Source organism: Pseudomonas sp. MF09150 (assembly GCF_059862355.1).
Genome location: NZ_JCBCUS010000001.1, coordinates 350,962 through 377,328, shown reverse-complemented (window position 1 = coordinate 377,328; position 26,367 = coordinate 350,962). Strand labels below are relative to the sequence as shown.

Sequence of the window (26,367 nt, the reverse complement as noted above, 5' to 3'; positions counted from 1 at the left end):
GGCAAGCGGCCGCTCAGATGCACTTGAAGTAGTCGAACGGTTCCAGGCAGTCACGGCAGCGATACAGCGCCTTGCAGGCGGTCGAGCCGAACTCGCTGAGCAGCTCGGTATGGGCGCTGCCGCATTGCGGGCAGAGGATGTCGTGGCGCTCTCCCAGCAGGCCGCGTTTGCTGGTGCTGCCCGGGCGCGGCGGCGCGATGCCATAGGCCCGCAGGCGTTCGCGGCCGTCGTCGGTGATCCAGTCGCTGCTCCAGGCCGGGGTCAACTTGCGTTGCAACTGCGGAGCGCGGAAACCGGCGAGTTCCAGGGCGTCGCGGATGTCGCTTTCGATCACCTCGGTGGCCGGGCAGCCGGAGTAGGTCGGAGTCACTACCACGTGCAGGTGGCCGTCGCGCCAATCGAGATCGCGGACGATCCCGAGGTCGACCACGCTGACCACCGGCACTTCCGGGTCCATGACCTGGGTCAGGGTCGCCCAGGCCGCGTCCAGGTCGCCTGGCTGTACCGCCCGCGCGCCCCGGTCGCTGGTGATCAGCTCACCAGGTCGCATCGGGGTACGCTCGGGGCAGGAACTGCATTTCCGCCAGCAGGGTGCCCAGGTGTTCGCTGTGCAGGCCGCGACGGGCATCGAGGTAGAAGTAGCTCGGCGCCGCCGGCAGGGGCAGGGTGGCGCGGGTGAAGACCTGCTCGACCCGGGCCTGCCAGGCGCTGGCGATCTGCGCGGCATCCGGCACCAGGCCGGCGGCGTGCAGGCGGGTTTCGCTGTCGTCACCGCTGATCAGCTCGATGGTGAAGCGCCACAGCAGGGGGATGGCATCGAGCATGCGCTGATGGCTCTCTTCGGTGCCGTCGCCCAGCCGTTCGACCCATTCGCCGGAGCGGCGCAGGTGATAGGTGGCTTCCTTGACCGCCTTGGCGGCGATCCCGGCGATGCGCTCGTCGCTGGACTGGCTCAGGCCCTGGAGCACTTCCAGGTGCCAGGCGTCATAGAAAAACTGCTTGAGCATGGTCACCGCGTAGTCGCCGTTGGGCTGCTCCACCAGCAACAGGTTGCGGTAGGCGCGCTCGTCGCGGCGGAACGCCAGGTGGTCGGCGTCGCGGCCGTCGTCGAGCAACTCGGCGGCGTAGTCCAGCCAGTTGCGGGCCTGGCCCACCAGGTCGAGGCCAACGTTCATCAGTGCCAGCTCTTCTTCCAGCGCCGGCGCGCGACCGCACCATTGGCACAGGCGCTGGCCCTGGATCAGGGCGCTGTCACCGAGGCGCAGCAGGTATTGGATCAGATCGGTTTGAGTGGTCATGGTCGGCCTCACATGTGTCCGACTTCAGGCGGCAGCTCGTAGAAGCTGGCGTGGCGATAGACCTTGTCGTCGGCCGGGTCGAACAGCGGGTCTTTCTCGTCCGGGGACGAGGCGACGATCAGATTGGATGGCACCACCCACAGGCTCACACCCTCGCTGCGGCGGGTGTACAGCTCGCGGGCGTTCTCGATGGCCATGACACTGTCGGCGGCATGCACGCTGCCGACGTGTTTGTGGTTGAGGCCGTGCTTGCTGCGCACGAAAACTTCGAAGAGGGTCCATTCAGACATCGGGGTGACTCCACATCAGGCGTTTGATCGACGGGCGATCAGGCGGCGTTTTTATTGGTTTTCTTGCGGGCGTGGGCGACAGCGGCCTGGCGCACCCAGGCGCCGTCTTCAATGGCCTTGCGCCGGGTCGCGACGCGTTCCTGGTTGCACGGGCCATTGCCCTTGAGCACTTCGTAGAATTCGTCCCACTGGATTTCGCCGAAATCGTAGTGGCCGCGCTCGGCGTTCCACACAAGGTCCGGGTCGGGGCAGGTGCAGCCCAGCAGTTCCAGTTGCGGGATGGTCTGGTCGATAAAGCGCTGGCGCAGCTCGTCGTTGCTCTGGCGCTTGATTTTCCAGGCCATGGACTGGGCGCTGTTGGGCGAGTGTTCGTCGCTGGGGCCGAACATCATCAGGGCCGGCCACCACAGGCGGTTGATGGCGTCCTGGACCATGTCTTTCTGCGCCTGGTTGCCCTCGCGCATCATGGTCAGCAGCACTTCGTAGCCCTGGCGCTGGTGGAAGCTCTCTTCCTTGCAGATGCGCACCATGGCCCGGGAATAGGGGCCGTAGGAGGTGCGCTGCAACACCACCTGATTGACGATGGCCGCGCCGTCCACCAGCCAGCCCACCGCGCCCATGTCGGCCCAGTTCAGGGTTGGGTAATTGAAGATGCTCGAGTACTTGGCGCGGCCGCTGTGCAGCTTGGCGATCTCCTCGTCGCGGTCGGCGCCCAGGGTCTCCATGGCGCTGTACAGGTACAGGCCGTGACCGGCTTCGTCCTGGATCTTGGCCATCAGTTGCAGCTTGCGCTTGAGGGTCGGCGCGCGAGCCACCCAGTTGCCCTCGGGCAACATGCCGACGATTTCCGAGTGGGCGTGTTGGGAAATCTGCCGGATCAGCGTCTGGCGATAGGCATCGGGCATCCAGTTCTTGGCTTCGATCTTGATTTCCGAATCAATTTTTTCCTGGAAAGCGCGCTCCTGTTCGGACATCTCCGACAGGCTCTTGATGCTCTTGACCCCGGTTTCTACCAGCTGTGCATACATGACGTGTCTCCCGCCGTGAAGGTGTGCGTGGGCATGGAGAACTTTATATGTGATACATAAATAAATATCAAACACAAAATAACGTGTCGTATATTTTTTTGTATCGCATTAGGGGGTGAAGGCTCCAGATCAGGGGTTGCTTCTCAAGCCTGTCAGGCGAGTGCTGTCGGGCTGTTGTGGCGAGGGAGCTTGCTCCCGCTGGGGCGCGCAGCGGCCCTGAAACCGGGCGTTGCGGTGCCTCAGGGAGATGGAGTTGGGGTGATTGCGGCTGCTGTGCAGCCGAGCGGGAGCAAGCTCCCTCGCCACAGGTGGGATCGGCTGTGTTTGGGGGTGTTTTCTGGCTGCAACGATGGGGTGTTTCTCAAGGCTGTCAGGCGAGCACTGTCGGGCCGTTGTGGCGAGGGAGCTTGCTCCCGCTGGGGCGCGCAGCGGCCCTAAAACCGGGTGTTGCGGTGCCTCAGGGAGATGGAGTTGGGGTGATTGCGGCTGCTGCGCAGCCGAGCGAGAGCAAGCTCCCTCGCCACAGGGGCGGCTGTGTTTGGGGGTGTTTTCTGGCTGCAACGATGGGGGGCTTCTCAAGGCTGTCAGGCGGGCACTGTCGGGCCGTTGTGGCTAGGGAGCTTGCTCCCGCTGGGGCGCGTAGCGGCCCTGAAGCCGGGTGATGCGGTGCGTCAGGGAGATGGAGGCGGGGTGATTGCGGCTGCTGCGCAGCCGAGCGGGAGCAAGCTCCCTCGCCACAGGGGGGATCGGATGTGTTGGGGTGTTTTCTGGCTGCAACGATGGGGGGCTTCTCAAGCCTGTCAGGCGAGCACTGTCGGGCCGTTGTGGCGAGGGAGCTTGCTCCCGTTGGGGCGCGCAGCGGCCCTGAAACCGGGTGATGCGGTGTATCAGGGAGATGGAGTCGGGGTGATTGCGGCTGCTGCGCAGCCGAGCGGGAGCAAGCTCCCTCGCCACGGAGGGCGTTCACCACGCTGTTTCAGGGGCTTGAAGCGGAGGGGCGCCCCGGCATCGGGCGATGCGGGGCGTGGCAGGGGCAGGGGTGGTTATTTGCGATTGTCGATCACATGGCAGGCCTTGCCTTCGGAGCGCTTGATGGAGAACGCCGGCTGCAAAACGATACGGGAACTGATGCCAATGTTGGTTTTGATGTGCCGGCTCAGTTCGCTGCAGATGGTTTTCTGCTGCTCTTCAGGCAGGTGCTGGTGCTCGCTCTTGAGTTCGACGTGTACGTCGACACTGTCGAGGTTGCCGTTGCGATAGAGATGGATCTCATAGCTCTCGCACAGCTGCCGGACCTTGAGCACCTGTTCCTCGACCTGGGTCGGGAACACATTGACGCCGCGAATGATCAGCATGTCATCGCTGCGTCCGGTGATCTTGTCGATACGGCGCATGGGGCGGGCGGTGCCGGGCAGGAGCCGCGTCAGGTCGCGGGTGCGGTAACGGATCATCGGCAAGGCTTCCTTGCTCAACGAGGTGAAGACCAGCTCACCCATCTGCCCGTCGGGCAGTACCTCGCCGGTGATGGGGTCGATGATCTCGGGGTAGAAGTGGTCTTCCCAGATGGTCGGGCCATCCTTGGTCTCGGCGCACTCCATGGCCACCCCCGGGCCCATGATTTCCGAAAGGCCATAGATATCCAGGGCAGTGATCCCCAGTCGTTGCTCGATGGCGCTGCGCAGTTCGGCGGTCCAGGGTTCGGCGCCGAAGATGCCCAGGCGCAACGCGAGCTTTTGCGGGTCGATGCCCTGGCGCTCGATTTCATCGGCGATGTTGAGCATGTAGGAGGGCGTGACCATGATGATGTCCGGCTGGAAATCCTTGATCAGTTGCACCTGTTTTTCGGTCTGCCCACCGGACATCGGGATCACGGTGCAGCCCAGGCGCTCGGCGCCGTAGTGCGCCCCCAGGCCACCGGTAAACAGGCCGTAGCCGTAGGAGATATGCACCTTGTCGCCACGCCGCCCGCCACCGGCGCGGATCGAGCGCGCCACCACGTTGGCCCAGGTGTCGATGTCGTTCTGGGTGTACCCGACCACTGTCGGTTTGCCGGTGGTGCCGCTGGAGGCGTGCAGTCGCACCACGTCCTGCATCGGTACGGCGAACATGCCGTAGGGGTAGTTGTCACGCAGGTCGGACTTGGTGGTGAAGGGGAATTTTGCCAGGTCATCGAGGCTGCGCACATCGTCAGGGTGCACCCCCAGTTCGTCGAAACGCTGGCGATAGAGCGGTACGTTGTTGTAGGCGTGGTTCAGGCTCCAGCGCAGCCGGTCAAGCTGATGCTGGCGCAGTTGGTCGATGCTGGCGGTCTCCAGCGGGTCCAGCACGGGGTCAAGCACGGCTTTGGCAATTGGCATGTTCATGACTTCACTCGAATTGTTTTTGTGTTGCGACCCGCCGGCAAGCGGGTCTTGAGTGCATGCGCCAAGGATACCTGGCGGCACCCTGGGTCTTGCGTTGTTTCTACTAGAACCTTTCGATAATCAGGGCGATGCCCTGGCCGACGCCGATGCACATGGTGCACAAGGCGTAGCGGCCCTGGCGTTGTTCCAGTTCGTGCAGGGCCGTGGTCACCAGGCGTGCGCCGCTCATGCCCAGGGGGTGGCCCAGGGCGATGGCGCCGCCATTGGGGTTGACCCGTGGATCGTCATCCCCCAGCCCCAGTTCGCGCAGCACGGCCAGACCCTGGGCAGCGAAGGCTTCGTTGAGTTCGATCACGTCCATGTCTGCCAGGCTGAGGTTGGCCAGTTCCAGGACCTTGCGCGTCGCCGGCACCGGGCCGATGCCCATGATTCGCGGCTCGACTCCGGCCGTGGCCATGGCCACCACCCGACCCCGGGCCTTGAGCCCGTAACGCTGGGCGGTGGCGGCATTGGCCAGCAGCAGCGCACAGGCGCCGTCATTGACCCCGGAGGCGTTGCCGGCGGTGACGGTGCCGTCCTTGCGGAATGGCGTGCCGAGCTTTTGCAGCTGTTCGAGGGTGGTGTCGCCCCGTGGGTGCTCGTCGTGTTCGACGACGATGGCCGGACCTTTGCGCTGAGGGATCTGCACCGCGACTATTTCACGGGCCAGGCGCCCGCTGGCCTGGGCGGCAGAGGCGCGTTGCTGGCTGCGCAGGGCGAAGGCGTCCTGGTCGGCGCGGGAGATATTGAACTGCGCAGCGACGTTTTCGGCGGTCTCCGGCATCGAGTCGATGCCATATTGCTGCTCCATCAACGGGTTGACGAAACGCCAGCCGATGGTGGTATCGAAAAGCTGCGCCTGGCGAGAAAACGCGGTCTCGGCCTTGCCCATCACCAGGGGTGCACGAGACATCGACTCGACGCCACCCACCAGCATCAGCGAAGCCTCGCCGCAGCGAATCGCCCGCGCCGCGCTGCCGATGGCGTCCAGGCCTGAGCCGCACAGGCGATTGAGGGTGGTCCCGGGTACGCTGACCGGCAGTCCGGCCAGCAGGGCCGACATGCGCGCCACGTTACGGTTGTCTTCGCCGGCCTGGTTGGCGCAGCCGTAGAGCACATCGTCGACCGTGCTCCAGTCCACTTGCGGGTGGCGGCGCAGCAGTTCGCGCAGGGGTATCGCGCCAAGGTCGTCGGCGCGCACGCTGCTCAGGGCGCCGGCATAGCGGCCGATGGGGGTGCGGACTGCATCGATGATCAGGGCGTCATTCATTGGGGGTCTCCTGCGCCAGCACCGGGCCGCGCACTTTGTAGGATTTGCCATGGAACAGGGCAATCAACTGCCCTTGCTGGTTTTCAATGCGCACGTCGTAGTTACCGGTGCGACCGCTACGGCTTTGTTCGATGCAGTCGGCGGTGAGGGTGTCGCCCAGGCGTGCCGGGGCGATGTAGTCGATGCTGCAGCCGATGGCCACGGTGGCCTCGTTGTAACTGTTGCAGGCAAAGGCGAAGGCCGAATCCGCCAGGGCGAACAGGTAGCCGCCGTGGCAGGTGCCGTGGCCCTGAAGCATATGGGCGCCGACGCTCATGCCCAGTCGGGCGGCCCCCGGCGCCACTGACAGCAGGCGCATGCCCATGGCCTGGCTGGCCTGGTCACGTTCAAACAGGCTTTGTGCGCATTGGCTGGCCAGGTTCATGGCTTGGTGGTTAGTCATGGAAGGTGCTCCCTTCGGCTACCTTGCGCCGCAGCAGCAGGGACGGCCGGTAACGTTCTTCGCCATAGGCGGCTTGCAGGTTTTCCAGGACGTACAGCAGCGCCGCCAGGCCGATGCGGTCGGCCCAGGCCAGCGGGCCCTGGGGATAGTTGACGCCGGCGCGCATCGCCAGGTCGATGTCGGCAGCGCTGGCCACTCCGTGCAGGAGGGCGTCGGCGGCCTCGTTGGCGAGCATCGCCACGCTGCGCAGCACCACCAGTGCCGGGCTGTCAGTGACTTGGCTGACCTTGAGCCCGGCGCGCTGCAACAACGCCACGGCTTGCTCCATAGCCTGGGGCGAGGTGTCGGCGCTGCAACTGATGGCAATGCGCCCGGCACTGGAAAAATCGCCCACCAGGTCCAGCAGGATCAGGTTGCGCAGGCCGCTGGCACGGGCGCGTTGGCTGGCCGAGCGGCCATCGCTGAGGGCCAGCACCGCGTCGCCAACCCGCAGCAGGCCGCTGCCGTCGCGAAGGGTGAGGTGAATGCCGGCCTCGCGCAGGCGCGGCAGCAGTTCGCGGGCGATGCCGAGGTCGCCCTCGACTTCGCAGCAGTCAATGCTGGCCTGGCTTTCGAGCTGGGCAGGGGCTGGACGTGGGGCGCCTTCGGCATAGCTGTAGAAGCCCTGGCCGCTCTTGCGGCCCAAATGGCCGGCGTCCACCAGTTCTTTCTGGATCAGCGACGGTTGGTAGCGCATGTCGCCGTAGAAGGCGTGGAACACCGAGCAGGTCACGGCGTAGTTGACGTCGTGGCCGATCAGGTCGGTGAGCTCGAAGGCGCCCATGGCGAAGCCGCCGCCTTCGCGCAGCAAAGCATCGAGGGTGGCGCAGTCGGCGGCGCCTTCCTGCAGCAGGCGCAGGCTCTCGGCATAAAACGGCCGGGCCACGCGGTTGACGATAAAGCCCGGCGTGGATCGGGCGTGCACCGGTTTTTTCCCCCAGGCGGCCGCCGTGTCATACAGGCAACGGGCCAGCGCAGGGTCGCTGGCGAGGCCTGAGATCACCTCGACCAGGGCCATTACCGGCGCCGGATTGAAGAAGTGCAGCCCCAACAGGCGCTCGGGCCGTGTCAGGCCGGCGGCGATGCTGGTGATCGACAGTGATGAGGTGTTGCTGGCGAGGATGCAGCTATCCTGGCACAGGCTTTCAAGCTGACGAAACAGCTGCTGTTTGACCTCGAGGTTTTCGACAATGGCTTCGATGATCAGGTCGCTGTCGGCCAGGCTGTCGATGGATTCGGCCACGTGCAGGCGGTCCAGGGTGGCGCGATGGGCCTGGGCCTCGAGCTTGCCGTTCTGCACTCGCTTGCCGAGCTGGCGGTCGATGCCGGCGATGGCCTGGGCGGCAGCGCCGGGACGGCTGTCGAGCAACTGCACCCGGTGCCCGGCCTGGGCCGCGACCTGGGCAATGCCGGCCCCCATGGCGCCGGCGCCGATCACCGCGATGCGGGCGTCTGTAGTCAATGCGCTCATGGTCAGCGGCCCTTGAAGGTCGGTGTGCGTTTTTCCATAAAGGCACTGACGCCTTCGCGGTAATCCTCGCTGCGCCCGGCCAGGCGTTGCAGGTCTTTTTCCAGCTCCAGTTGCTCGTCGAAGCTGTTGTGCAGGCTGGCGTTGAGGCTGCGCTTGATCAGGGCCAGGCCGTAGGTCGGCTGGGTCGCCAGGTGCCGCGCCAGCTTCAAGGCTTCGTCGCGCAGATCGGCATCGTCGACGCAGCGGTAGATCAGCCCCCATTGCTCGGCTTGTTCGGCGCTCAGGCGATTGCCCAGCAGCGCCAGGGCCTTGGCTCGGGCCATGCCGACCAGGCGTGGCAGGGTCCAGGTGCCGCCGGAGTCGGGAATCAGGCCGATCTTGCAGAACGCCTGGATAAAGCTCGCCGAGCGCGCCGCCAGGACCAGGTCACAGGCCAGCGGGATATTGGCCCCGGCCCCTGCTGCGACACCGTTGACCGCGCAGATCACCGGCAGCGGCAGATCGCGCAGTTGGCGGATCAGCGGGTTGTAGAACTTCTCGATGGATTCGCCCAGGTCCGGCACGGCACTGCCGGGCGCTACGTTGCGGTCGCTGAGGTCTTGGCCGGCGCAGAAGCCACGGCCTTCGCCGGTCAGCAGCAGCACCCGGACTTGCGGGTCATTGCGCAGCAGCTTCAGCGCCTGTTTGACTTCACCGTGCATCTGCGCGTTGAAGCTGTTGAGTTGCTCGGGGCGGTTGAGGCTGAGCAGGGCGACGCCGGCCTCGATGGAAAACAGGATGTGTTCGAAGTTCATGGTCATGGCGCTCTCTGCGAGGTCGTTCGAATAAGGGGGCCTGGGCCGGGTCATTGCCCGCTGAAGTGCGCCGGGCGCTTGTCCTGGAAGGCGCGTATGCCTTCGTCGCGGTCACGGGTGCCGGCCAGCAGGGTGAAGGCCTGGCGTTCGAAGCGCAGGCCCGTGGCGAGGTCGGTGTCCATGGCCTTGAGCAGCGCCTCCTTGGCCAGGCGCACTGCCAGCGGGGCTTTGCCAGCAATCAGCGTAGCCAGTTGCAGGGCGCGCTCGACGGTGAATTCGGGCTGGGTGACTTCGCTCACCAGGCCGGCGCGCAGGGCGTGGCGGGCGTCGATCGATTCGCCGCCAAGGACCATTTGCATGGCCACAGACTTGCCGACAGCGCGCAACAGGCGTTGGGTGCCGCCGGCGCCGGGCATGATCCCGAGGTTGATTTCCGGCTGGCCGAAGCGGGCGTCTTCGCCGGCAATAATGATGTCGGCGTGCATCGCCAGTTCGCAGCCACCGCCCAGGGCGAAACCGTTGACGGCGGCGATCAGTGGTTTGCTGAAGCGGGTGATGGCGTGCCACGACGCCTGGCGCGGGTCATTGAGGATGCCCACCAGGTCGCGCTCGGCCATTTCCTTGATGTCGGCGCCGGCGGCGAACGCTCTGGCGCTGCCGGTCAGGACCACCGCTCGGGCATCGGGGTCGGCTTCAGCCTCGGCCAGGGCGCTGGCCAGTTCCGCCAGCAACTCGGTGGTCAGGGCGTTCAAGGCCTGGGGGCGTTGCAGGGTAATCAGGCGTACGCCGTGCTCGAAGCATTCGACGGCAAGGGTTTGAGGCATGGCGGATGCCCTCGGGTGCACGCTCGGCCTGGGGCCGGCTCATTATTGGATCGGCTGGGACGCCGGTTTTCGCCGAGTATATCGCAAATGCGATACACGAATGCAATATTAAAATTGATTTAATGTGTCTTATTGCTTGTCGTTGGATGGCCAATTGCTACAGATCAACGGGTGTTTTTGATTCTTTTAACCCCTGTTTCATTGGTTTTAAAGCGTGTTTGTTGTTCGGCGCAGGGCTGCCTTGTGTCTTGATCGTGAAGCGATACGCTTTTAATCGCTTTGTTCGATTAAAACGATGTGATACAAAGTGCAGCCATTACGGCATCGCTTTGCGCAGTGCTTCCTGCAGCGCCTTATCAGGAGTGTTTCATGACCTGCTACAGCCTCGATGGCCTGACCCCGGTGGTCGATCCCAGCGCCTATGTGCATCCGTCCGCCGTGCTGATCGGCGATGTGATTATCGGGCCTCATTGTTATGTCGGGCCGCTGGCCAGTTTGCGCGGCGATTTCGGCCGGATCGTGCTGGAAGAGGGTGCCAACCTGCAGGACACCTGTGTGATGCATGGCTTTCCCGACAGCGACACGGTGGTCGAGCGCAACGGGCACATTGGTCATGGCGCGGTGTTGCACGGCTGCCGGATCGGCGCCGATGTGCTGGTCGGGATGAATGCGGTGGTGATGGATAACGCCCGCATCGGGCCGCGTTCGTTTGTGTCCGCCGCCGCCTTCGTCCGGGCCGGGTTCGAATGCCCGGAGCAGTCGCTGGTGCTGGGCACGCCGGCCAGCGTCAAGCGCCGCCTGAGTGACGACGAAGTGGCCTGGAAGCAGGCCGGAACCCGCGAATATCAGGTGCTGACCCGGCGTTGCCTGGAGAACATGCAGGTCTGCGAGCCCCTGGCCGCGCCCGAAACCGATCGTCCTCGTCACAGCGACAGCGGCTTTCGAACCAAAGGTGCGCAATAATGCCGCAGCCGGGTCGAGCGTTATGAAACCCGGTATATTTATTCCTTTTTTCTCGGTACGCCCATGTCGTCCCTCGCACCTTTGAATCAACTTATTACTCGTTTCCAGGAGCAGACGCCGATTCGCGCCAGCTCGCTGATCATTACCCTGTACGGCGACGCCATCGAACCCCACGGCGGTACGGTGTGGCTGGGCAGCCTGATTCAATTGCTGGAGCCGATCGGCATCAATGAGCGGCTGATCCGCACCTCGATCTTCCGCTTGAGCAAGGAAGGTTGGCTGACCGCAGAAAAGGTCGGGCGCCGCAGTTATTACAGCCTGACCGGCACGGGTCGCCGCCGTTTCGACAAGGCCTTCAAGCGGGTCTACAACGCCAGTGTGCCGGCCTGGGACGGCTCCTGGAGCCTGGTGATGCTGTCCCAGCTCAATCAGGACAAGCGCAAGCAGGTGCGCGAAGAATTGGAGTGGCAAGGATTTGGTGCGATCTCGCCGGTGGTGCTGGCTTGCCCCCGCAGTGATCGCGCCGACATCAACGCCACGCTGCTCGACCTGGGGGTGCAGGAAGACACCATCGTCTTTGAAACCACCGCCCAGGATGTAATGGCCTCCAAAGCCTTGCGCCTGCAGGTGCGCGAGAGTTGGAACATCGACGAGCTGGCGGCGCACTACAGCGAGTTCATCCAGCTGTTCCGACCGCTCTGGCAGGCGCTTCGCGAGCAGGAGCAACTGCAGCCGGCGGATTGTTTCCTGGCTCGTCTCCTGCTTATTCATGAATACCGCAAGTTGCTGCTGCGCGACCCGCAGTTGCCGGATGAGTTGCTTCCCGGCGACTGGGAAGGCCGGGCGGCGCGTCAGTTGTGCCGCAACATCTATCGACTGATCTATGCCCGGGCCGAGGAGTGGCTGAACCATGCCCTGGAAAATGCCGATGGGCCGCTGCCGGATGTCGGGGAAAGTTTTTATCGGCGTTTTGGCGGGTTGAAGTAAGCAGAACCACGGAGCAGGAGCGTTCAGGAGAACAGCCGTCATCCCGGTCGCCACAGACGGCCGGGCAGAATAAAAATAATGCCTGGTGAGGTTCGACATGAGAGCGTGCAACGCACAACAGCGTGAAGGGTTTGATCAGTGGCTGAACCAGATCAACCAGATCTGCGGTGCCTTCGATGCCCAGGCCCTGGGGCCGGCGTTTTCCGGTGCAATCCGCGAGTTCCGAAGCGGGGCGCTCAAGCTCAGTTTCGTCGATGCCTGCCAGGCGCGCCTGTACCGCACTGCGCGCGAGGTGGCGGCCAATGAGGGCAACAAGTATTTCGCAGTGTTCCAGTTGGAAGGCACGGCCGGCATGGCCCAGGGCGATAGCCGGGTCAAGCTTTCTGCGGGCGATATCACCTTGATCGATGCGTCACGCCCCAGTGATTTCACCTACAGCGACAACTCGCGCCAGTTGTCGCTGATCTTGCCCCACCAACAGGTGGAGCAAGCCTTGCGCTTCAACCAGGTCCAGTGCGGGCGGCGGATCCCGGCGACTTCGCCGATCGCCATGCTCTCCCATCGGCTGATTCTCGAAACCACCTGCCAGCCGCAACTCAATCAGGTGGAAAGCGAAGCGACCCTGGACGCGATGATCAGCCTGCTGCGACCGGCCATCAGCGCCAGCGAAGACAGCGTCGACCCGCACCAACGCATCTTGTGCAAGAGCTTTGCCTTTATTGACGAGCATATTCGTTGCGAGGAGTTGTGCCCCGAGTGGCTGGCTCGCGAGGTGGGGGTTTCGGTGCGTGGGCTGTACCGGCTGTTCGCCAAGAAAGGCCTGGTGGTGGCGCAGTACATCAAGAACCGGCGCCTGGATTTTTGCGCCGAATCACTGCGTCAGCCCGGGGCGGAACAGAAGCTGTCGGCGCTGGGGTATTCCTGGGGCTTCAGCGATTCCAGCCATTTTTCCACCGCGTTCAAGGCGCGGTTCGGCGTGTCCCCCGGCGAATACCGCAAGCGTTACGCCTGAGCCCCGCCGCCGCTGGCGGAGTTCACGAGCACCCTTGATCTGTCTGAAGCACCTACGGCGTTCATGCCGGCCAGCGTAGCCTGGCGGCAGCGGCTACAGCGCAATCCTGTAGCCGCTGCCAACACCCGGATCGGCCGGGAACACCCTCGATGCCCATGCCGGCCAGCGCCACCTTCGACAGTGGCAACAGGGCTCCTATTGATACAGCCTGGCAGCCTCACCAATACGTCTGGCATACAAAGCAAACCCCGCTGGTTTCCCAGCAGCAACACTTCGATCTCTCTCACCACGGGCCGCAAGGCCGTTCCTTATCAGGAGTCTGCATGAGCAAGGTTGAAGTTCTGCCCCAGGTCAGCGCGTTTCTACAGCGCCAGCATGGTTGTTTTATCGACGGCCGCTGGCACCTCGACGACGGCCCGACCACGCCGGTCCTGAACCCGGCCACCGGCCAGGAGATTGCCCGGGTAGCGGATGTCGGGCTGGAGGTCCTCGATCAGGCCGTGGCCTCGGCTCACCGGGCCTACACCTCCGGCATCTGGTCTGGTCTGCGCCCGGCTGATCGCGAGCGGATTCTGTTGAGCTTCACTGCGCTGGTGGAGCAGCACGCCGAGGAGCTGGCCCAGTTGGAAACCCTCAGCCAGGGCAAGTCGATCAACATCGCGCGGATGCTCGATGTCGGCGCCACGGTGGAGTTCATGCGCTACATGTCCGGCTGGGCAACCAAGATCGAAGGCCAGACCCTGGATGTGTCGATCCCGATTCCCGAAGGCACGCGCTTCACCGCCTTTGCCCGACGTGAACCAGTAGGCGTGGTGGCGGGCATTGTGCCGTGGAATTTCCCGTTGATGATCAGCGCCTGGAAGCTGATGCCGGCCCTGGCCTGTGGCTGCACGGTGGTGATCAAGCCCGCCAGCGAGACGCCGCTGACCGCCTTGCGCCTGGCTGAGCTGGCATTCGAGGCCGGGATTCCCGCCGGGGTATTCAACGTGGTCACCGGGCGCGGCAGCACGGTGGGCAATGCCCTGGCGTCGCACCCGCTGATCAGCAAGGTGTCGTTCACCGGCTCCACCGAAGTCGGCAAAGGCGTGGGCGTGGCGGCGTTGCAGAACATGACCCGTTTCGCCCTGGAACTGGGGGGCAAGAACCCGATGATCGTGCTGGCCGACGCCGACATTCCCAAGGCGATCCAGGGCGCGCTGCTTGGTGGCCTGCTGAACCAGGGGCAGGTATGCGCCGCCGCGTCGCGTTTCTATGTGCAGCGTTCGCGTTATCAGGCGTTTGTCGACGGCCTGGCGGCGGCGGTGGCCGGGATGAGTATCGGCGCCGGCATGGACCCTTCGGCAGCGATCAACCCGCTGGTCTCGCGCAAGCAGCAACAGAGCGTGCTCAAGCATATCGAGCTGGCAAGGGAGCAGGGCGCGCGCCTGGTGGCAGGCGGCGAGGCGCTGAACCTGGACGGATTTTTCGTGCAGCCAACGGTGCTGGCGGACGTTGACCACAGCATGGCCGTGGCCCATGAGGAGGTGTTCGGCCCGGTGCTGTCGGTGATCCCGTTCGACGACGAAGACAGCGCCATCGCCATGGCCAACGACAGCCCTTACGGCCTGGCGGCCAGCCTGTGGACCAACGACCTGACCAAGGCCATGAACCTGGTGCCACGGATCCAGGCCGGTACGGTGTGGGTCAATGCCCACGTGCTGCTGGACCCGAACATGCCGTTCGGCGGGGTCAAGCAGTCGGGGATGGGCCGTGAATTCGGGCGCGCGGTGATCGAGGCCTATACCGAGTTGAAATCGGTGTGCATTGCTCATTGAGCCTTGAGGCAACAGCCAGCCCCGTAAGCCTGATGCCGTCCATCTGAGGATGAACACTGTACGTGTGCGAGGGAGCTTGCTCCCGCTGGACCGGCCGGCGCTCCGGTGCGTAGCAGTCCCATGTTTGAGGATGCTCCACGCTGAAGGGCCAGCCTGGCCTAGCGGGAGCAAGCTCCCTCGCCACAGATGTCTTTCTGCTAATGCTGTCGTTTAAGTGAACAACAGCAGCCCCGTTTGCCGGGGCTGCTGCTGAATGGACAGGGTCTGTGCGCTGCCTTCCTGACCAGGCCCTTGCCGCATCACTGGGGCAATGGCCGTGTCGCTTTCGCTCCTGTCTGACGCCGCTTATCGCCCGGACGTGCCCACTGCCTAACGCGGCATCCCGTCCTCGATCACAATCCCCTGCGCCTGCATCGCCTTGATCAGCCCGGACCGGGTGTCGGGCAGGTTGAGGATGGAGACGCTGCGGATCGCGCTGACTTCTTCGGCCGTGTAGGGCTGGACCTGTTGCGGCAGGCTGTCACCGGCCATGCCGTCGCGGGTCAGCAGCCAGTTCAGCATGTCTGCCAGTTGCGCGTTGTTGAGGGCGGATTGGGAGATGCCGGGGACCCGGACCAGAAACTCCCGGCCGCCGGCGACTTTGAGAAAGTTGCCGACAAAGCCGCGCATGCGCGGCGTGTCATTGGCCGGGGAGCCCTGGCCGCTGGCCTGGTGGCAGCCGGCGCATTGCAACTGATAGTTGACCGCTGTGCTGTAGCCAGCCTCGGCGATGGGCACCTGGGGCCGCTCGTTGCCGGGCGCCGGCCGTTGCTGCGGGTCGGGAATGGCCCGGGCCAGGGCCAGCGGGGCGGCGATCAGGCACAGCAGTCCGAGCAGCAACCGGGTGCGCAAGGCGCCGCCCACCTTAGACCGCCACGCCGCGGATGACCGCGATGGTGCAGTTGTAGACGTGGGACTTGGCGCCCAGGCACCAGTTCACGTCGTTGTTGTTGAACGGGCGGTACAGCGGTTCCTCGCTGTCGTTGCGGGTGCAGGCGCACTGGGCGCAGCTGTGTTTTCCGCAGCAATCGTTGTAGGAAATGATGTAGTCCTTGCCATCCCCCGGGTTGCGGCAGGTGCCGATCCAGGTGATTTGCGAGACTTCGGCCCCCGGCGGGCAGGCGGTCACGGTGCCGCCGCAGCAACTGCAGAGAAAACCGTCGATCGAGCAGTAGCGCCAGTAGTCGCAACTGGTGGGGTCGCCCGGGTCGCCGGCTTTCGGTGCTTCGGCGGCCAGGGCCTTGGAGGTGCGGTCGATCGGCAGAAGCAGGGGCAGGGCGGCGCCCACCACCATCAGCGAGCCCAGGCGCGACAGCAGCTTGCGCCGTGAAGTGGTGTCGGCGACCCGCCGGGTGGAGCGCTCGAACAGAAGGTCGAGTAATTTCATGGAGGACTCCTTGGCTTATTGTTGTGGCGCGTGCGTGTGGACGTGGTCGCGGTGCAGGTAGTCCTGCAGTGTCGCGCTGCCCAGATGCTCGACTTCGAACAGGCTGTCCAGGTGCTCGCGGGAGTTGACCAGGCCCTTGGCGCGCAAGGTGCCGCTGCTGTCGATCAGGGCCGCGTAGGGCAACTTGCCGATCTGGTAGGTCATGCCGACTTCCGGGCCGACCACATAGCGCGCGCCTTCGAGCTTGAACTCGGTGATCAGCTTGCGCTGGGCCTCCAGGTCGCCATCGCTGACATAGATCACCTCCAGGCGCTCGGCCTGTTCCCTGGCAATGGATTTGATGGCCGGCAGCAGCGACTTGCAGATCGGGCAGGTCGGCGACAGGAAAAACAGCAGTTGGCCCTTGTCGCCGGCATAACCGAAGTTCACCGGACGCCCGTCACGGTCGGCGGCGGTGACTTTCGGCGCCGGCTCGTTGACCGCCACGCCCTTGTCCAGCATCAACGCACCGGCCGGCGCGATGCGGCCATGCAGAATACCGATCTGCCGCACCAGCCCCATCACGGCGAACGCCAGGGCAATCAGCAGGCACCAGAGCAATACGTTGGAAACAATCAGAGCTTGCATCATTCACCTTCCAATCAATTTGAGAAGACCTGGGCTGTTGGCCAGAAGGCCATCGGCTGCGGCATAAATCAGTAACGCCACCGCGCTGGCGGCGAGCACCACGAAGGCGTCGAACAGGCCCAGCGCACGGCTCTCGGGCTGCCAGGCGGCAAGCAGTGCCACGGCGACCAGCAGGCCGTTGCGGATCAGCAGCAGCGGGCGGATCGGCTGGCGCTGGTGCGGCCCGGCGCAGCCGCAATCAATGTCCTTGCGCCCGCGCCAGAGGTTGATGGCCATCGCGGTGGCGTACAGCGCCAGCAAGGCCGCCGCCGCCATTGCGGCGCCAGTGCGGCTGAGCGGCAGCAGCAGGGCGAAGGCCAGGGCCAGTTCCAGCCATGGCAGACCGCGGGCAACCGGGCGCACCAGGGCACTGGGCAGCAGTTGATAGGCTTGCAGTTGGGCACTGAAGCGGGCCGGTGCACGGACTTTATGGGTCGCGGCGCTGGCCAGAATCACCGCCGTGCACAGGGCCCCGGTCAAGGTGAAAAGTGGATCAGGTTGCATGGGGAGCCTCCTGGAGTGGAACGCGGGTTAGTGGCTCAGGACCTGGATCGGGGTCTTGGCGATCTTGTCCATCGTCCCGTTGAACTTGCCGCTCTTGAGGTCGAAGATTTCCAGGCCGCCGCTGACGTTGGTGCCGATCAGTAGGGGCTTTTCATCCTGGGTGGCGTGCAGGCTCCAGACCGGGTTCGGTGCTTCGAGGGTGCCGATCTTCTTGCCGGTCTTCAGGTCGAACACCCAGATATAGGGGCTCGGGTCTTCCCACTTCATGGCCTGGTGATCGGCATGCATGATCGCGTACAGACGATTGAGCCTGGGCGCCACTGCCAGCAGCTGCCAGCCGCCAGGTGCCCAGCCGGCCTGTTGTTCCTTGGCGTCGACCAGGGACCAGGCGGGAAGGAACTTGGGCGTGTCGCCGGAAAAGTCCACGCCGCGCACGGTGCCGGTGGTGCTGGTGAAGTAATAGATGTCGCCTACGGCGATTCCGCGTTCGTTGAGCTTCTCTTTATTGGGGTCGAAAAACGGCGTCTGGCTGCGGGAGGCTTCCTGGCCTTGCTCATTGAGCTTGACCACCTGCAATTGCCCATCGCCACACAACGAGGCGAAGCTGCGTTTGCCCACCGGGTAGCTGAGCACACAACCGCTGATGGCGATTTCGCTGGCCACGCTCCTGCTTTGGGTGTCGACCACGGTGACCGAGGTTGCAGGGGTGAAGTTATAGACGTAGGCAAAGCGGCTGTCGGAACTGACCCCAAGGGCATAGCGCTGGGTCAGGATCGACGCGCGCTTGGAGGGGATCACCACTTCCCAGTCGGGGGACAGGGTCGAGGTGTTCCAGGCCGTTAATACGTCGGTGCGGGTGCCGCGGGTGCCGCGTGAGTAGAAGGCGTCGGCGCTGTAGAGGTATTTCTGGTCCGGGCTCAGGGTGGCCGGGGCGGCAAATCCGGTGCTGACCATGCCGAGCATGCGCTTGGCGTCCGCGTCGATCACCGTGACCCGGCCGGTAACGAAGTTTTCGAACTCCACATCCACCACGTAGGCTCGGTGCGGCTCGGGTGGCACCGCCAGGGTGACCTGGCCGATGGTGTCGGCGGGCAAATCGGCCCAGGCGGGCAACCCGCCCAGGCAGATGCCCAGGGCCAGGGTTGAGTGAAAGAGGATCCTGTTTATTCGCATCGGGGGGCTCCCTGAATTATTAGGCTGCGGATCGTGCATGCAGGGGCAGGGGTCTGCAGGCCCAGTCTGCCTTAGCCATTCAGGGAGAGAGTTGTTGTGGCTGCCAATCACTTGTGTGCCAGTGCCACGCTGAATGGCGGGAGAAAACAGGCGAGGCTGTCGCGGAATCGGCAAACACACTGTGCGGTCTGAATCGCCTTTGGCGTGCTTGGCGCCGAACATCAGAAGGGCTGACAGAAAAAAGCCCGCGAGGCCGTGGCTTCGCGGGCGTGAGCAGGCTGGTTACCGAGCGCAGCCCGGGTGTGCTGTTAAGCGCAGGCGCTAATACGGGCGACGGCGACGTCGATACAGCACGACAGATACCAGCCCCAGCAGCATCAGAGCCCCGATCAACAGCAGCGCGAGATAGGGCTGGACCCTGGCCAGTAACGGTGGTGCTCCACCGGCGCGGATCAGGGCGACTTGCTCGGCGCTGATTTGCAGGGTCGGGTCGCCAAACTCCCGGGACACGTGGTTGGCGATCAACGCGATCTGTTGATCGCTCAGGGCATTGACCGCTGATTGCGTCCCGAACCCGGGCATGAATACCTGGGTCCCGCCCACGTTACGATCAACGCCAAACAGGATGGTCGCCACCAGGTTATTGGCTTCACCCTTGTGACTGCCTCCGGTAGTGCTGGAGTTGAACAGCGGCGGAAAGGCCTGGTTGTTGCTTCCACGGCCATCGGGTTGGTGGCAGCTGGAGCAGTTGCTGCTGAACAACGCGGCGCCGTTGTTGAGGCTGTCACTGGCATTGATGGCTGACAGGCCGCGTAACGTCGCCTCACTGCTGCTGGGCTGGCCGAAGCTGAAGGCGCTTTTGCGGTCCTGGGCCGAGCGGATGGGCGGGATGGTGCGCAGGTAAGACACGATGGCACTGATGTCCTCTGTCTTGAGGTATTGCAGGCTGTCTTCCACCACCTCGGCCATGCCGCCGCCGGCGCGGGCCTTGCCTTGGGCGACGCCCGTCTGCAAATAGCTCACCAGTTCGGCATCGCTCCAACCGCCAATGCCGCTGACAGGGTCGGAGGTAATGTTGGGCGCGTGCCAGCCAGCCAACGCCGCCCCGGTAAAGAGTTTGTCGTCTTGTTCGGCCATCAGCACATTGCGCGGGGTGTGACACACGCTGCAATGCGCCAGGGTCTGGCTCAGGTACGCGCCACGATTGATCGCCTCGCTATGGTCCGGGTTATCGATGAAGGGCCCTTTCTTGAGAAACAGCAGGTTCCACCCCAGCATTGAACTGCGGATGTTGAAGGGAAAGGGCAACGCGGTCTGCGGCGGCACATTGTCAACCGCCACCACCCCGTGCATGAAGTAGAGGTACAGCGAGTGGATGTCCTCATCTTTTAGCTGGCTGTATGAGGTGTAGGGCATGGCCGGGTACAGATGCGCTCCATCGGCGCGGATGCCGTTGCGCAAGGCATTGGCAAACTGGGCTTCGCTGTAGTTGCCGATGCCGGCGATTTTGGAGGGGGTGATGTTGCTCGAGTAGATGACGCCCAGCGGCGAGATGATGGGGTAGCCCCCGGCAAACTCGAGGTTGCTCCCGGGGCGGGTATGACAAGCCGTGCAGTCGGCAGCCCGGGCCAGATAGTGGCCCTCTTCAATTTTTTTCGACAAGGCGAGCGCCGAGGCGTCCTTGGCCTGGGCTGCGGGGAGCATGAGCCCCAGCAGCAGGAGCAGCGCGGTGCTGTTTACCCGTCGGCACAATCGCCGCAGGTCATTCGATGAGCGTAGAAGGCCGGTCATCATCAGTTACCCGCCAAGGAGCTGGAAATCGAATCCGCAGCCTTCAATCCTAAAGCCACCATGGTCAAGGTGCTGTTGACCACGCTTCCCGAAGGCATTGCAGAGCCGCCCGGCAACCAGAGGTTGGCATGGTCATGGGCACGACAGTCACCGTCGACCACCGAGGTTTTCGGGTCGTCGCCCATGATGGTCGACCCCATCAGGTGGTTGTTGCCGTTGAAGGGGCTGGTGTGGAATTCGACTCCGTTAAACAACCCGCTCAGATGCCGCAGCCGTTCACGTGCCGCCACCGCGCCGCGGCGGACATAGTCGCCGGTGTCGTAGTGGATGTCCGGGCAGGCCAGACCTAGCCCATCAAAACGGGTATTGCTCAGGGTCAGGCGGTTATTGGCGTCAGGCAGGGGCTCCATCATCACCGTGATGTAGATGCCGAATGCCACGCGCCGGCGGATTTCTTCATCCAGCTCGACGCCGACCAACCCCATGTCCAGGGCTTGCTGGGTGGCATTGGGCACCCGTGAGCGGTTATCGAAAATAAAGCTGAAGCTGGAGTGATCCGCGCGAGTCGGGCTATCGCGCATGCCGACCATGCTGCTGTTTTCCTGAGGGCCGCGACCGCCCCAGATCGGTTTGTCGGCCAGGAACGAACAGTAGAAGCCGGTGTGGTCCATCATGTTGCGGCCCACCTGGTCCGAGGAGTTGGCGATGCCATTGGGGTTGGCCGGATTGGCGGCCTGTAGCAGCAGGCGAGGTGTCTCTATCGCATTGCAGGCCAGTACGAACACCGTGCCGCTGGCGCGATGTGACTGGCGCTTGGCGTCGTACCAATGCACCGCCGTGACCTTGTTGTTCTGATCGGTATCGATTTTGTAGGCCACCGACTCGGCCAGCACCAGGGCGCCATTTCGTTCGGCTTTCTGCACATGTTGAATACCGGCGTACATGGCGCCGATCGGGCAAATCGGTTGGCAGTTGTTACTGCCACAACAGGCCGGACGCCCCTCCCAGGGCGTGACACTGCGTGCTTGGGGTACGGGAACAAAGTGATAGCCGTGGGGGTTCACCACACTGGCCACATAATTGTCGGCGTAGCCCCTGGGTATCATGTCGAACAGATAGGGACGACTGCGCTGCGAGGGGGATTGCAGGGCAGGATCGTGAGGCCCCGATATTCCCATCTCTTCTTCGGCGCGACAGTAATAGGGTTCGAGTTCATCGTAGGAAATCGGCCAGTCGCGACCCACGCCGTAGGTGCTGTTCAAGACAAAGTCCACCGGCAGATGGCGCCAGTTCGAACCGGCCCAATGCCAAGTCGTGCCGCCTACGGCACGCAAGTAATATTGCTTGAAGCTATTGCTGTCGGGACCACTCAGGCTGATGTAGTTGTTGTCCGGGAAATATAAGGGCGCGAGTGCATAGGGCGTTTGCGGATAAATAGTTTGGTAGTCGGGTTTGTCAATCAGGCGGTGATCGAAGGGCAGGTTGCGAAAGTTCTCCACGACTTGAGCTCGTTCAATAATGGGGCCGGCTTCCAGGATCAATACTGAATGTCCTTGTCGTGCCAGTTGATCGGCGATCATGGCTCCCACTACTCCGGAGCCCACAATAACCACATCGGCCTCAATATCGCCGTTGGTTTTTTTAATAGGACTGTTCATTAGGCTATTTGCTCACGGCGCGTGCATAAAAGAAGGGGCAATCAGACCGGTGCTGAAACACCAACGGCCGGTGGCGGGTGAACCCAGCCCTGGGGGCCGTGCTGGCAATAACTGGGTACGTTGCAGGCATCCAGGGTGGGCCGAAACATCAAGGCGTCGTAAAAAGACACGCTGACCGCTTGCGCGTCCCGGCCGATAGTCCCGGTGTACCAGGCTGTGACAATCGTCAGCGCTGGGACGCGCAAACCCGCATCGCTGGCCGTCACCAGCAATTGCTGGGCGGATTGGTCCGGGCGCAGCAGGTTGCTCAGCGCGCCGACATGATGCTCGAAGTGGCTGTCCTGATTTTCCAGCGCAGCCAGGATCCGGGCGCTGGTGATGGGATTGAGGTCGGCATGTCCGGTCAGCGCTCGTGAAAGCTCCAAAAAGCCATTCAAGGCTGTTGCTGTGGTTCTCAGCCCGGCGGCCTGCGCGATACCTGTCGGCAAAAAGAGTGGGGCGCTGACTAACAGGCAGGCTGAACTTGCGAGCATAAAACGGCGTCGAGTAAAGGACATAGAGAGCCCGTTGAGTGATGTCAGTTAAAAGATAGTGTTGGTGTGATAGGTCTTGGTTTTTAACACGAATAAACTGCGCGTGTTGTTAAAGCTACTAAAAGTTTAAATAAGAGCTTGTTTATATGTTTTGACCTTGACGTGGTCTTGCTGCATTAATGATCGTCGCCAGCGCTGTTGGATTTTTATGGTTTTGAGTTTTTGCAGAAGGATAAATGTTAGTTTGATGTCACTTGTATTTTGAGTGTGACTATATAAGTGGTGACTTGCTGGTTGCTCGTGATTTTATATGGATTAAAAGATGGCGTTATGCGGTCGGTGAGTGGCGGGGAAGTTGTTAGGTGCAGTCGTTGCTGGGAAAGTATTTATAAACCTATGTGTGCTATCGCACAGACTGACTGCGTCTGTGTAGGTGTCTGTGTTCTTCAATACAACTAAAGTTTGAATAAGCGGGTCGCCGATCTGCCCAATGCTGAAGGAGGTTTAATCACGTCTCTGGAACCGAGGTGCTGGGAAGGGCTAAAACCTGCGCATAAAAAAACCGCGAAGTGGCGAACTCGCGGTTTTTTGGGGTGTGGTTTGTTGGCTGCGATTCAGGTTGCTGCCAACGTCAACCGAGCTTACTTGGGCATGGCCCAGGACTGCAGTGTGTAACCTTCCTGGCTCAACTCGGCGCGGGCTTGTTTGAGCAGGTTTTCCAGTTGTGCCGGATCGGAATAGGCACTGCTGGGGATCTGTTTGCGACCAATACGGGTATTGGTGCGGTCGATGACGGTCAGGCTCAGTTCGCCATTACCGTCTTGTGGGGCCCAGGCTACGCATTGAAATGGCTGGAATGCGCGGTCGGCGATCAAGAGTGCTTCGTTGATACGGAGCGGGGCGTTCATGGGGTCTTCTCTCTTAAGGTGCCCAATCAAATGATGTGCCGTCGGTTGGGCTTACCGTTCGGCTGGTACTTGTACTGATGCCCCACTGTGAAGACGGGTCACACATTTAATCGATAAATTTCGTGTTTCTTTCAAACAAGGGGCCCAAGTCAATAAAGTTGAAAGTTAACCGAAAGGTTGGGGATTAAGCCGAGCACACAAACCGATAAAAGCGCAGCTGGTTAGTCGGTTTGGCTATTAGCGCTATAAACAAACGGTACAAGACGCTGTCAAGTTCTTGCTAACGTTACACCCAGGTTTGCCAAAGTGTTGTTTCTAATAACTTTTCCTCTATTTGGCGCCAAGGATCAGTCATGCTCGAAGCCCCTGTGCAACGTCGACTGTTGGTGGTTGATCCGTGTGACGATTGTCATCGTCTGCTGCCCGGCTTGCGCTCTGTTGGCTGGAACGTCGACAGCTGTGGCCTGGAGGCGGCCGCCGACCGTTCCTGCGATGTTGGCCTGCTGCGCCTGCAACCCTTTCATCTGGAACGCCCCGAAGCGGTCAAGGACCTGATCAGCCGCAGCGGCACCGAGTGGATCGCGGTGCTGAGCCCCGATGTGCTGCGGTTGCAGAAGGTCGGGGACTTTGTCTGCGAGTGGTTTTTTGACTTTCACACCCTGCCGTTCGATGTCTCGCGGGTCCAGGTCACCCTGGGTCGGGCCTTCGGCATGGCGCGTCTGCGCGGGCAGGGCGCCATCCATATCGAGCAGCCCGAACATGAGCTGCTGGGCGACAGCCGGCCGATCCGCGATCTGCGCAAACTCTTGAGCAAGCTGGCGCCCACCGAGTCACCGGTACTGATCCGCGGCGAAAGCGGGACCGGCAAGGAGCTGGTGGCCCGGACCCTGCACCGGCAATCCCAGCGGCACAGCAAACCCTTCGTGGCGATCAACTGCGGGGCGATTCCCGAGCACCTGATCCAGTCCGAGTTGTTCGGCCATGAAAAGGGCGCCTTCACCGGGGCTCACCAGCGCAAGGTCGGGCGTATCGAGGCGGCGCACGGCGGCACGCTGTTTCTGGATGAAATCGGTGACCTGCCCCTGGAACTGCAAGCCAACCTGCTGCGCTTTCTCCAGGAAAAGCACATCGAACGGGTCGGCGGCAGCCAGCCGATCCCGGTGGATGTGCGGGTGTTGGCCGCAACCCACGTCGACCTGGAGTCGGCAATTGGCAAGGGCCGTTTTCGCGAGGACCTGTATTACCGGCTCAATGTCCTGCAAGTGGTCACCGCGCCGTTGCGCGAACGCCACGGCGACCTGGGCATGCTGGCCAACCACTTTTCCCACTTCTACAGCCAGGAAACCGGGCGCCGCCCGCGCAGCTTCAGCGAGGACGCCCTGGTGGCCATGGGCAAACATGATTGGCCGGGCAATGTCCGCGAGCTGGCCAACCGGGTGCGGCGTGGCCTGGTGTTGGCCGAGGGGCGGCAGATCGAGGCGCGGGACCTGGGCCTGCTCAGCCAGCAAGCCATCAGCGCGCCCATGGGCACCCTCGAAGACTACAAGCATCGCGCCGAGCGCCAGGCGTTGTGCGATGTGCTCAACCGCCACAGTGACAACCTCAGTGTCGCCGCCCGGGTCCTGGGCGTGTCGCGCCCGACCTTCTACCGCCTGCTGCACAAGCATCAGATTCGCTAATCACCCGCGCACTAAAAAAGCCCGCTGCGATTGATCTCGCAGCGGGCTTTTTTTTGTAGCTGGGGGGCCGTCAGAAGTAGTACGGGAATTTCAGGCTGAAGGTGAAGTCCGGGGCATCCTGGGTCATGCCGATGGACAGGTTGGGCACTACGGTCAAGTTGTCGGTGGCAGCAATGGTCATGCCGACGTTGAAGTAGCCGGCGTTGGCATCGCTGGAAACCACCGACTGCCAGTCGCCGCCATTTTGCTTGAGCTTGCTCTTGCGTTGGATCTGGTCCGAGACCGAGAACGACATACTCATCTTCTCGTTGAGGGCGAAGGCGACGCCGGCGCCGATCTGGAAGCTGTCACCCAGGCTGACCTTGCCCGGAATCTTGGAGTTCAGATCGGAACTGATATCACTGAACGACTCTTCCAGGTTGTGGGTGTAGGACAAGCTGCCGAAAAGTACCGCCGGGTCGAAGGTCTTGACCAGGGAGATACCTGGCGTGATGGACCAGACGCCGTTACCCGTCGGCAGGCTTTCAGGCACTGCCAAGTTGTCGTTGTTGGATGAAGGTACGAACTTGATACCGAATGGATCCTTGCCGGTAGGGGCCTTGACCCGCAGGCTCACCACCGCATCGGGCCTGTAGTCAGATTCGTCGAGGAATTTGTACGCCACGCCAAAGTTGATATCGCCCAGGGTCGGATCACGGGTTACCGTCTGTTCTGAGGTGCTTTGTGCGTTGTTATCAGCTCCACCCGACTGATAGGTGGACTCGCGGTAGACCACGGGGGCGTTGATATCGAACTGCCAACGGTTGTTCAGGTTGTAGCGGGCGGTCAGGTCCAGGGTCCAGTTATCCGACTTGATCCGGTCCAGGTTGACGCTGCCCAGCAGGATCGAGTCCAGGGCCAGGAAGCCATTGAGGGTCAATTGCCGCGCATCGTAGCGTGAGTAGCTGATGCCGGTTTCGACGCTGAACTTGCCGCCGCCAAAGAAGCCGCTGGCCTCGTCGTAGAGGTTGCTCACGCTTTGTGCCGGTGCCGAATCATCCTTGAGTGACTGACCATAGGAACTGCCCCCGCCGGCAGCGCCTCCGGAGGCCGCGCCCGCGCCGGTGCCGGCGACCTGCTGATTGCCCTTGAGATCGGCCGGCGACTTGGCCAGGCGCTTGGGCGGTGCTGCTGCGGGCTGATCCTCGACCTGGCGGACCCTTTGCTCCAGTACGGCAAGGGCCTTCTGTTGTACTTCGTAACGTTGCTTCAACTCCAGAAGTTCTTGTTTCAGGGCCGCTACATCCGCATCTGGGGCCGCCTGCAAGGCCGCCGCAGGGAGGAGCGTGCTAAGACAAACGACTGCGCGCAATGAAACTGATCGATACATGAAAAAACCGTCCCTTGTGAACCCCA

Annotated in this window: 25 protein-coding genes; 5 read left to right on the top strand and 20 right to left on the bottom strand. The window is 62.8% G+C overall.

Annotation, left to right across the window (positions count from 1 at the left end; genetic code table 11):
* Positions 1–13 precede the first annotated feature (13 nt).
* The 10 genes from paaD to paaF form a co-directional block, all read right to left on the bottom strand.
* Positions 14–550 carry a 1,2-phenylacetyl-CoA epoxidase subunit PaaD gene (gene paaD, locus AC19YX_RS01610; protein WP_500605506.1) on the bottom strand — a complete coding sequence of 179 codons (537 nt, stop codon included), beginning with the start codon at positions 548–550 and terminating at the stop codon, positions 14–16.
* A complete protein-coding gene (paaC, locus tag AC19YX_RS01605; protein WP_500605505.1) occupies positions 537–1,298 on the bottom strand; it encodes a 1,2-phenylacetyl-CoA epoxidase subunit PaaC in 762 nt (253 codons plus the stop codon). The genes paaD and paaC overlap by 14 nt, the downstream gene beginning before the upstream one ends.
* Positions 1,299–1,306: 8 nt before the next feature.
* A complete protein-coding gene (gene paaB / locus AC19YX_RS01600; protein WP_020298111.1) occupies positions 1,307–1,588 on the bottom strand; it encodes a 1,2-phenylacetyl-CoA epoxidase subunit PaaB in 282 nt (93 codons plus the stop codon).
* A gap of 38 nt (positions 1,589–1,626) precedes the next feature.
* A complete protein-coding gene (gene paaA, locus AC19YX_RS01595) occupies positions 1,627–2,616 on the bottom strand; it encodes a 1,2-phenylacetyl-CoA epoxidase subunit PaaA (protein WP_078472177.1) in 990 nt (329 codons plus the stop codon).
* Positions 2,617–3,659: 1,043 nt separating this feature from the next.
* On the bottom strand, positions 3,660–4,979 hold the full coding sequence (paaK, locus tag AC19YX_RS01590; protein WP_078472178.1) for a phenylacetate--CoA ligase PaaK: 1,320 nt from the start codon (positions 4,977–4,979) through the stop codon (positions 3,660–3,662).
* Positions 4,980–5,082: 103 nt separating this feature from the next.
* Positions 5,083–6,288, bottom strand: coding sequence for a 3-oxoadipyl-CoA thiolase (gene pcaF / locus AC19YX_RS01585; protein WP_421546928.1), 1,206 nt, complete (start codon positions 6,286–6,288; stop codon positions 5,083–5,085).
* The gene (paaI, locus tag AC19YX_RS01580) at positions 6,281–6,730 is read right to left on the bottom strand and encodes a hydroxyphenylacetyl-CoA thioesterase PaaI (protein ID WP_078472180.1); all 450 of its coding nucleotides are present in this window, start codon (positions 6,728–6,730) and stop codon (positions 6,281–6,283) included. The genes pcaF and paaI overlap by 8 nt, the downstream gene beginning before the upstream one ends.
* Complete coding sequence (gene paaH / locus AC19YX_RS01575) at positions 6,723–8,240, bottom strand: 3-hydroxyacyl-CoA dehydrogenase PaaH (RefSeq protein ID WP_500605504.1); 1,518 nt, start codon at positions 8,238–8,240, stop codon at positions 6,723–6,725. The genes paaI and paaH overlap by 8 nt, the downstream gene beginning before the upstream one ends.
* Before the next feature lie 2 nt (positions 8,241–8,242).
* Positions 8,243–9,034, bottom strand: a complete 792-nt coding sequence (paaG, locus tag AC19YX_RS01570) for a 2-(1,2-epoxy-1,2-dihydrophenyl)acetyl-CoA isomerase PaaG (protein WP_201132172.1) — start codon at positions 9,032–9,034, stop codon at positions 8,243–8,245.
* 50 nt (positions 9,035–9,084) lie between these two features.
* Complete coding sequence (gene paaF, locus AC19YX_RS01565) at positions 9,085–9,858, bottom strand: 2,3-dehydroadipyl-CoA hydratase PaaF (protein ID WP_078472182.1); 774 nt, start codon at positions 9,856–9,858, stop codon at positions 9,085–9,087.
* A 369-nt stretch (positions 9,859–10,227) separates the two neighbouring features.
* On the opposite strand from paaF, the gene paaY reads away from it, so the two are divergent.
* The 4 genes from paaY to AC19YX_RS01545 all read left to right on the top strand — a co-directional run bounded on the left by paaY (position 10,228) and on the right by AC19YX_RS01545 (position 14,634).
* Entirely contained in the window at positions 10,228–10,821 is a 594-nt protein-coding gene (gene paaY, locus AC19YX_RS01560; protein WP_421546924.1) for a phenylacetic acid degradation protein PaaY, read from the top strand.
* Positions 10,822–10,884: 63 nt separating this feature from the next.
* The gene (gene paaX / locus AC19YX_RS01555; protein WP_201130837.1) at positions 10,885–11,808 is read left to right on the top strand and encodes a phenylacetic acid degradation operon negative regulatory protein PaaX; all 924 of its coding nucleotides are present in this window, start codon (positions 10,885–10,887) and stop codon (positions 11,806–11,808) included.
* Positions 11,809–11,905: 97 nt separating this feature from the next.
* Positions 11,906–12,820: a transcriptional regulator FeaR gene (gene feaR, locus AC19YX_RS01550; RefSeq protein WP_078472185.1), complete on the top strand. Its 915-nt coding sequence runs from the start codon at positions 11,906–11,908 to the stop codon at positions 12,818–12,820.
* Positions 12,821–13,143: 323 nt separating this feature from the next.
* Positions 13,144–14,634 (top strand): aldehyde dehydrogenase family protein, encoded by a 1,491-nt coding sequence (locus tag AC19YX_RS01545; protein ID WP_500605503.1) that lies wholly within the window; start codon positions 13,144–13,146, stop codon positions 14,632–14,634.
* Between the two features lie 369 nt (positions 14,635–15,003).
* On the opposite strand, the gene AC19YX_RS01540 is transcribed toward AC19YX_RS01545, so the two are convergent.
* The 9 genes from AC19YX_RS01540 to AC19YX_RS01500 all read right to left on the bottom strand — a co-directional run bounded on the left by AC19YX_RS01540 (position 15,004) and on the right by AC19YX_RS01500 (position 23,293).
* Complete coding sequence (locus AC19YX_RS01540; RefSeq protein WP_201130839.1) at positions 15,004–15,525, bottom strand: cytochrome c family protein; 522 nt, start codon at positions 15,523–15,525, stop codon at positions 15,004–15,006.
* Between the two features lie 13 nt (positions 15,526–15,538).
* The gene (locus AC19YX_RS01535) at positions 15,539–16,060 is read right to left on the bottom strand and encodes a methylamine dehydrogenase light chain (RefSeq protein ID WP_020298098.1); all 522 of its coding nucleotides are present in this window, start codon (positions 16,058–16,060) and stop codon (positions 15,539–15,541) included.
* A gap of 15 nt (positions 16,061–16,075) precedes the next feature.
* Positions 16,076–16,687 (bottom strand): methylamine dehydrogenase accessory protein MauD, encoded by a 612-nt coding sequence (gene mauD, locus AC19YX_RS01530; RefSeq protein ID WP_078472286.1) that lies wholly within the window; start codon positions 16,685–16,687, stop codon positions 16,076–16,078.
* Between the two features lie 3 nt (positions 16,688–16,690).
* Entirely contained in the window at positions 16,691–17,230 is a 540-nt protein-coding gene (locus tag AC19YX_RS01525; protein WP_078472187.1) for a MauE/DoxX family redox-associated membrane protein, read from the bottom strand.
* Between the two features lie 27 nt (positions 17,231–17,257).
* Complete coding sequence (locus tag AC19YX_RS01520) at positions 17,258–18,403, bottom strand: amine dehydrogenase large subunit (protein ID WP_078472188.1); 1,146 nt, start codon at positions 18,401–18,403, stop codon at positions 17,258–17,260.
* A gap of 321 nt (positions 18,404–18,724) precedes the next feature.
* A complete protein-coding gene (locus tag AC19YX_RS01515) occupies positions 18,725–20,194 on the bottom strand; it encodes a c-type cytochrome (RefSeq protein ID WP_500605502.1) in 1,470 nt (489 codons plus the stop codon).
* Positions 20,195–20,196: 2 nt separating this feature from the next.
* Positions 20,197–21,852, bottom strand: a complete 1,656-nt coding sequence (locus AC19YX_RS01510) for a GMC family oxidoreductase (RefSeq protein WP_201130843.1) — start codon at positions 21,850–21,852, stop codon at positions 20,197–20,199.
* Between the two features lie 41 nt (positions 21,853–21,893).
* Complete coding sequence (locus tag AC19YX_RS01505; protein WP_078472191.1) at positions 21,894–22,409, bottom strand: sugar dehydrogenase complex small subunit; 516 nt, start codon at positions 22,407–22,409, stop codon at positions 21,894–21,896.
* Positions 22,410–23,026: 617 nt separating this feature from the next.
* Positions 23,027–23,293, bottom strand: coding sequence for a hypothetical protein (locus tag AC19YX_RS01500; RefSeq protein WP_020298094.1), 267 nt, complete (start codon positions 23,291–23,293; stop codon positions 23,027–23,029).
* 353 nt (positions 23,294–23,646) lie between these two features.
* Here AC19YX_RS01500 and AC19YX_RS01495 point away from each other — a divergent pair, with 353 nt between their 5' ends.
* Entirely contained in the window at positions 23,647–24,972 is a 1,326-nt protein-coding gene (locus tag AC19YX_RS01495; protein ID WP_078472192.1) for a sigma-54 dependent transcriptional regulator, read from the top strand.
* 70 nt (positions 24,973–25,042) lie between these two features.
* On the opposite strand, the gene fapF is transcribed toward AC19YX_RS01495, so the two are convergent.
* Positions 25,043–26,341: a fibril amyloid transporter FapF gene (gene fapF, locus AC19YX_RS01490; protein ID WP_500605501.1), complete on the bottom strand. Its 1,299-nt coding sequence runs from the start codon at positions 26,339–26,341 to the stop codon at positions 25,043–25,045.
* Positions 26,342–26,367: the final 26 nt, after the last annotated feature.